General features: G+C 72.7%; 7 protein-coding genes. 2 read left to right on the forward strand and 5 right to left on the reverse strand.

All coding sequences use genetic code 11. From position 1 onward, the window contains the following. Positions 1-125 precede the first annotated feature (125 nt). A complete protein-coding gene (locus tag AE652_RS33455; RefSeq protein ID WP_082346141.1) occupies positions 126-860 on the reverse strand; it encodes a papain-like cysteine protease family protein in 735 nt (244 codons plus the stop codon). 283 nt (positions 861-1,143) lie between these two features. On the opposite strand from AE652_RS33455, the gene AE652_RS33460 reads away from it, so the two are divergent. After that, positions 1,144-2,076: a hypothetical protein gene (locus AE652_RS33460; RefSeq protein WP_049658495.1), complete on the forward strand. Its 933-nt coding sequence runs from the start codon at positions 1,144-1,146 to the stop codon at positions 2,074-2,076. Between the two features lie 12 nt (positions 2,077-2,088). Here the strand turns inward: AE652_RS33460 and AE652_RS33465 are convergent, their stop codons facing one another. Together AE652_RS33465 and AE652_RS33470 are read right to left on the reverse strand one after the other, a co-directional pair. Next, on the reverse strand, positions 2,089-2,721 hold the full coding sequence (locus AE652_RS33465; RefSeq protein ID WP_049658484.1) for a hypothetical protein: 633 nt from the start codon (positions 2,719-2,721) through the stop codon (positions 2,089-2,091). Further along, entirely contained in the window at positions 2,718-4,469 is a 1,752-nt protein-coding gene (locus AE652_RS33470; protein WP_049658486.1) for an alpha/beta hydrolase, read from the reverse strand. Before AE652_RS33470 ends, AE652_RS33465 begins: the two co-directional genes overlap by 4 nt. Before the next feature lie 68 nt (positions 4,470-4,537). On the opposite strand from AE652_RS33470, the gene AE652_RS33475 reads away from it, so the two are divergent. Next, complete coding sequence (locus AE652_RS33475; protein WP_159028624.1) at positions 4,538-4,906, forward strand: hypothetical protein; 369 nt, start codon at positions 4,538-4,540, stop codon at positions 4,904-4,906. 5 nt (positions 4,907-4,911) lie between these two features. On the opposite strand, the gene AE652_RS33480 is transcribed toward AE652_RS33475, so the two are convergent. Together AE652_RS33480 and AE652_RS44390 are read right to left on the reverse strand one after the other, a co-directional pair. After that, positions 4,912-5,772 (reverse strand): GNAT family N-acetyltransferase, encoded by an 861-nt coding sequence (locus AE652_RS33480; RefSeq protein ID WP_049658491.1) that lies wholly within the window; start codon positions 5,770-5,772, stop codon positions 4,912-4,914. Positions 5,773-5,858: 86 nt separating this feature from the next. After that, positions 5,859-6,047, reverse strand: a 189-nt coding sequence (locus AE652_RS44390) for a hypothetical protein (protein WP_159028625.1), incomplete at its 5' end; no start/stop codon positions are given.

The following is a 6,047-nucleotide window of genomic DNA, read 5'->3' on the forward strand; positions in this document are numbered from 1 at the left end:
CGGGGCGGACGGGGAGTCCGCGTGCGCGGCCGGGGCGAGCGCCAGCGCGAGGCCGGCGGCGAGCAGGGCGGTGGCGGTCGCGGTGGCGGCCCGACGGCGGCTCTTGGTCTCGGTCATGGCCGCCCTCACGCGCCGATCCGGTACAGGGAGTGGGTCCACGAGAACGTGTTGTTGTTCACGTAGTACCCGTAATCCGCCCAGTTGTAGCGGTAGTTGGAGGGCCACGGATCGCCCCAGTAGACCCAGTTGCTCGACGTGTCGTAGCCGTACAGGACGTGCATGTGGCCGCCGCCCGAGCTCCACTGGATGCGCGTCTCGATCGGGCGGTCCGCGTTCACCTCGGACTGCACGGTGCCGTAGTTCAGGTACCCGTTGACGTACGAGCCCGGGTTGATGCCGACCCAGTTCAGCCCGTTCTGCACGTCGCCCAGCGTGGCCTGGCTGTTGGGGCAGCTGGAGTTGGCGGAGCGGCCGAACGCGGCGTTGCAGAACTGGTTCTGGCTGTAGTTGTAGCCGAACCAGGTGGCGATGGTGTTCCCGCTCGCCGCCCAGCACCAGTTGGTCTGCTGTTGCTGCTGCATGGTGATGTTGAGCTTCTTGAAGGTGCCGGCCAGGTCGGCCGTGCTGCCGGGCGCGGCGGCCTGGCGGACCTGGTGCGCGGCCCGGTCCTGGGCCTGCGTCTGGGTCTGGGCCTGGGTCCGGTCCTGGTCCTGGTACTGGGCCTGGGCCTGGTACGGGGCCGGCTGCCCGGCCGGGGCGGCGATCGCGGGCGCCGCCACCGCGGCGGTGAGCGCCGGGCCCAGCACGCCGAGGGCGAGCAGCGAGACCGCGCGGCGCAGCCGTATTCGTGGAACTGGCATGGCGGGAAAGCCTCCTTGCACGAGTGGAGCGAGGTGCTGTGTGGGGGCGCGGTCCGGATCGCGCCCCGAGCATCGCGCCTCGTCAGGGACAGGTCAACGGCCCTCCGCGGGGCCCGACTGAGGTGTGAACGGGCGGACGCGGATGTGAACGGCGCCCGGAGAACCACCGCGCAGCAGGCCCGGACCGGTGACAAACCACCGCACCGATGTGAATATTCACGGTCAAACGCCGCTCCGTCCGAGCCGCCCGCACGCCGGTCCGCCCGTCCCCCAGGAGGCCGCCATCCACAAGAGCGACCCAGCCGACCTCGCCGCCGCCCTGCGCACCGGCCCCTTCCACCTCGCCCTGCGCACCGCGATCTCCGCCCGGGGCCTCGCCCTCCACCGCATCCGCCGCCACCTCGCCCTGCGCGGCGTCACCGTCGGCCTCACCAGCCTCAGTTACTGGCAGCAGGGCCGCCGCCGCCCCGAACGCACCGAGTCACTGCGCGCCGTCGCCGCCCTGGAAGAGGTCCTCGACCTGCCCGAGCACTCCCTCACCCGGCTGCTCGGCCCCCGCCGCGCCGCCGGCCCCGCCCCCGCCGGCCCGCCCGTCCGCCCCTACCGCGACCTCATCTCCCCCGCCGTCGCCGTCGACGACCTGCTCGCCACCCTCGCCGGCCCGCGCGACACCGGACTGCACACCATCACCCACATCGAACGCATCCGCGTCGGCCCCGACCGCCAACTCGCCCGCCGCGACTCCCAGCACGCCCTGCGCGCCCACCGCGACGGCATCGACCGCTACCTCGCCCTCTACCAGGGCGACCCGGGCAGCGACATCACCCGCGTCGGCGTCCGCGCCGAGGAGAACTGCCGCCCCGGCCGCATCCGCCGCGACCAGGCCCACCACCTGCTCGCCGCCGAACTCCTCCTCGACCGCCGCCTACGCGCCGGCGACACCCACCTGCTCGGCTACGGCTTCGACGACGCCCCCTCCCCCGACCCCAGCTGCGAATACGTCCGCGGCTTCAACTCCGGCGCCGGCCAGTACGTCCTCCAGGTCACCTTCCACCCCGCCGCCCTCCCCGTCCGCTGCCACCGCTTCGCACTGCACTCACCGGGCGCCGCCCCGTACGAGACCGAGGAACTCACCCTCGACGGGCACCACTGCGTCCACCTGGTGGCGACGGCGGTACGGCCGTGCCTCCTGGGGATCCGGTGGGACTGGGAGTGAGGGGGTGGGGGGTCAGTGCGACCAGTACGGGTCGTCGACGGGGTCGACGACCACGTAGCCCGCGGCGTCATGCGGCGTCCGGCCCAGCGGGGACATCGGCGCGTACGCACGGGCGGGCTGGTACAGCACGCCGAAGACCTCCGCCTCGAAGGTCACCGTGTAGGAGGAGGAGTCCTCGGACCCGACCGCGTTGACGGCCAGCGAGGTCTCACCGCCGACGGTCCCCGCCCCCAACAGGCGCGGGTACTTCGCCGAGTTGTCCGCCCGGACGACGTTCGGGCTCCCGAGTGCCCGCCACGCCGGGGTCACCTGTTCCATCAGGAGCGGCAGCTTCGCCCGCGAGACCACCGTCCGCACACGGACGATCCCGGTGACGTTCGTTTCCAGACTCGACTCGTGGTCCCAGTGGTCCGACCGCCTGTACAGGTCGACGTCGGCGCCCGCATAGCTGAGCGGCGGCGAGACCGCCCCCATGGTCGCGCGCAGGGCGGCGTCGATCCGGCCCTTCGCCTCACCCGGGCTCAGCAGAACCATCCGCTCCCTCAGGGCCAACGGTCCGTATCCGTTGGCGGACGCCACCAGGACGACGGCCGGAACGGCGAGGAGCGCGGTGACGAATGCGGTCACCTTCCAACGGGTCTTCATCGTCCCTCGGTCAGGTGGACGTCGTCGGTCCGGCCCGCGACGATCGAGCCGATGTTGCCCAGCGAGGGGCCGCCGGTCTCCGGGGCCAGGTACTTGGTGTGCATCCCGAAGTCCACGACGCTCCCCGACTTGCTCCAACCGTCGACGGTGAAGCGCTTGGCCCCGAAGGACTCGCTCGCCGGGTCCCTCCCGTACCAGAGGTCGTGCGGATCGGCCCCGGCCACGCCCTTGAAGGGCCAGGGCACCGCCTGGTTCGCCGCCGAGGGGATCTGGGTGACCGGGTCGTTGCCGGCCGCGCCCGCCCACACGTGGCCGGCGGGCATCCCCAGGTCCGCGGCGTGCTTCACCCCGACGCCGGGGCTGCCGATGATCACCACGTCGTCCGGCAGCGTGAGGTTCCCCTGGTGGGAGGCCTCCTTCGTGGCCAGCCCGACGAGGAGCGAGCCGTAGCTGTGCCCGATCGAGGTGATGTGCGGACACTGGCCGCTCGCGTTGGTCGCCCGGAGCCCGGTGACGAACCTCGCGTAGTCGGGCGCGCCCTTGGCCGCCTGTGCGGGCGTGGCCGCTCCGACGCCGATGTCCGGCGGGTCGTAGCCGAGCCACACGATGGAGGCCGCCGATCCACCGGGCTTGACCTTCTTGTTGGCCTCCCGCCAGACGTTCAGCGCGTTCTCCGCCTCATTGGTGCCGGGCGTGGTCCCCGGCGTCGCCTTGCCGAGCGAATCGGGAGTGGTGGTGATCCCGGGCACGTAGGAGGAGATGTCGGTGGCGGTGTCGGGGTTCCCGAAGGAGAGGATCGCCCGGCCCTGGCCCTCGGCCCCGATGCCGATCAGGTAGGAGTGCGGCCGACCGTCCTTCGCCTGGTCGTCCTGGGCGAGGCGTTCCTGGATGGGCTGGAGCTTCTTGAACTCCGCCTCTTCTTCCTTCGTCCGCTGCTTGCCCTTGAGCTCGCTCAGCCGCTTGTCCAGGTAGCTCCGGTTGACCTGGTCCCGCACGTCCGCCGGGATCCCGTCCAGGTTCCCGACCTTCTCCGGGTGGTGGTCGATGAACCACTGCCGGCCCGCCGGGTCGAGGCCGTTCCACCAGCTGTTGACCTCGGTGGGCGGCGCTCCCGCGGCCGGCATGTCCCTCAGGTACGGGGCGCCCGACTCGTTCGCCGTCCGCTGGTCGGCCTCGGCGACCGCGAGGGTCAGGCCCGACTTGCTGGTGGCGTGCTGGGTGAAGCCCCTGAGCAGCCCGGCGAGGGTCTGGTCGGCCGTCCCGGCCTCGGTGAGGGCGGCGGTGATCCGCTTGGCGATCTCCTCGGCCGCCGCCTTCTGCTTGGTCTCCCAGTTCGCGTCCACCGGGCCGGTGGGCGCGGGCCAGCTCACCGTGCCGTTGTCGCTGACGGTCAGGCCCTTGGCACCGGCGTCGACGACGGCCTGCCGGAGTTTCGACTGGGCGAGTCCGAAGAGGTCGGCGTAGTCCCGCAGGGTCTGGCCGAGTGCGGCCAGTTCGGTTTCGGCGGCGTGCAGTTGGGTGGTCGTGCCGTCCAGTGAGGGGATCGCGGCGTCGGCTGCCGGTCCGCTCCAGCCCGACCCGTGGACCCGGTCGGTGGTGCCGCGCTTCCAGTCGGCGGTGTGCTGCGCGAACGCCTTGTGGAGTGCGTCGTACGCGTCGCCGGCCGCGTGGAGGTCCCCCGGTCTGGCGTTCTTCAGGCTCGCGAAGTCGAGCCGGCCCGCGCCGGCCCGCTGATCCGGATCAGCCATGAGTGCTCCCCCCGATACTCACCGCTACCATAACCCACGTCTGCCACAGCGGCATTGGGGGAAGAGCGATGGGTGACGGCAAGGGATTCACTGTAAAACCAGGCGAGTTGACCGCCGCCGGGAACAACGCGCTGGCAGTGGCCGGGAAGGTTCCGGAGGAGACGGCGAAGCTCGCGGAGCCGGGCGACAAGGCGGCCGGGGGGCTGGCGGGGTGGCAGAGCGGGGCGGCGTTGCAGGGGTGCGGCACCGCCTGGAAGTCGCTGCTGGACGGGCTCGCCGGCGACATGAAGTCGGCCGGCGGCAACCTTCTCACCTGCGCGCAGACGTACCTCAGCGCCGACCGGCTGCCCGCGCCCGCCACTGCGGCGGCCGCCACCGATCCCTTCGGCACGAAGGTGGCCGAGGTGGCGGGCGTGCATCTGACCAGGGACGCGTAACTCCGTTACCGGGGCCGGAAGTCCACGATCAGGGAGTCCTCCACCGGCAGGTAGCCGATCTGCTGGTAGATGGAGTTGCTGGTCGGGTTGGCGAGGTCGGTGTAGAGCAGGACCTCGGTGGCGCCGTGGGCGAGGAGGTGGGCCGAGACGGCGGCGGTGACGGCGGTGCCGTAGCCGTGGCCGCGGCTTTCGGCGGGGGTGTAGACCGGGCCAATGCGGGACATGCCGGCGAGCACCGGGCTGCTGCCGGCCAGGGCGACCGGGCGGCCGTCGTCCTCCCACAGGTGCAGGCAGCCGTTCGCGGTCCGCTCGTCCACCGCCCTTGGGACGTCGGGGAGTTCGACCTCGACCTCGGCCAGGAACTCCTGGTACCAGCGGATCGCCAGTTCGCGGTCGGCCGGTTCGGCCAGCCGGTGGCGGCCTGCGGGCGGGTGCGGCGGGTCGGTCAACTCGCCGAGCCGGTAGAGCCGTTCGTCGACGCGGACGGACTGTTCGGTGCCGGTGGCCGCCGTCCAGGCGGCGGCGAAGGCGCGGACCGCTTCGGCTCCCCCGCCGACCCCGGCCACCGTGGTGAAGCCGGCTCCGGCGGCGGCCAGGCCGGTCGCCAGCTCGGCGGCCGTGGCCGGCGACATGAAGGAGAGCCGGGGGGCGAACGGCGGCGTCTGGAGGAAGGCGCCCGCGACCGGACCTCCCTGCTCGGCCCGCCACCAGCCGAAGACCGGCGGCTCGCCGAACACCGTCAGGCCGGACTCGGCCAGCCGGTGCGCGATGGTGAGCAGGACGGTGTTCTCGGCGGGGCGAGCGGCCAGGAAGGCGCCCGCCTGGTCGCGGAACTCATCGAGGGAGGTGCTGAAAGTCCAGGTCATGGCCCATGGTGGACCCGGCCGGACCCCGCTCGCCAACGATTATCCGGCCGCCGTCGAACCCCTGCCCGCCCCCGCCGGGGCGCCCGCTACTCGACCGCCACGCCCAGCTTTCCGGCCAGTTCCGCCGGATCGGTGGTCGGGGCGTCGCAGGCGAAGTGCCGGCAGACGTACGCCGCGGGGGCGCCGCCGACCAGCGGCCGGTCGGCCAGCAGCGGCACCTCGGGCTCCCCGGGCGCGCCGACCGCGACCACCGCTCCCGGCGCCGTCCCGAGCAG

It is taken from the genome of Kitasatospora sp. MY 5-36, from assembly GCF_001182915.1.
Lineage (GTDB): Bacteria > Actinomycetota > Actinomycetes > Streptomycetales > Streptomycetaceae > Kitasatospora.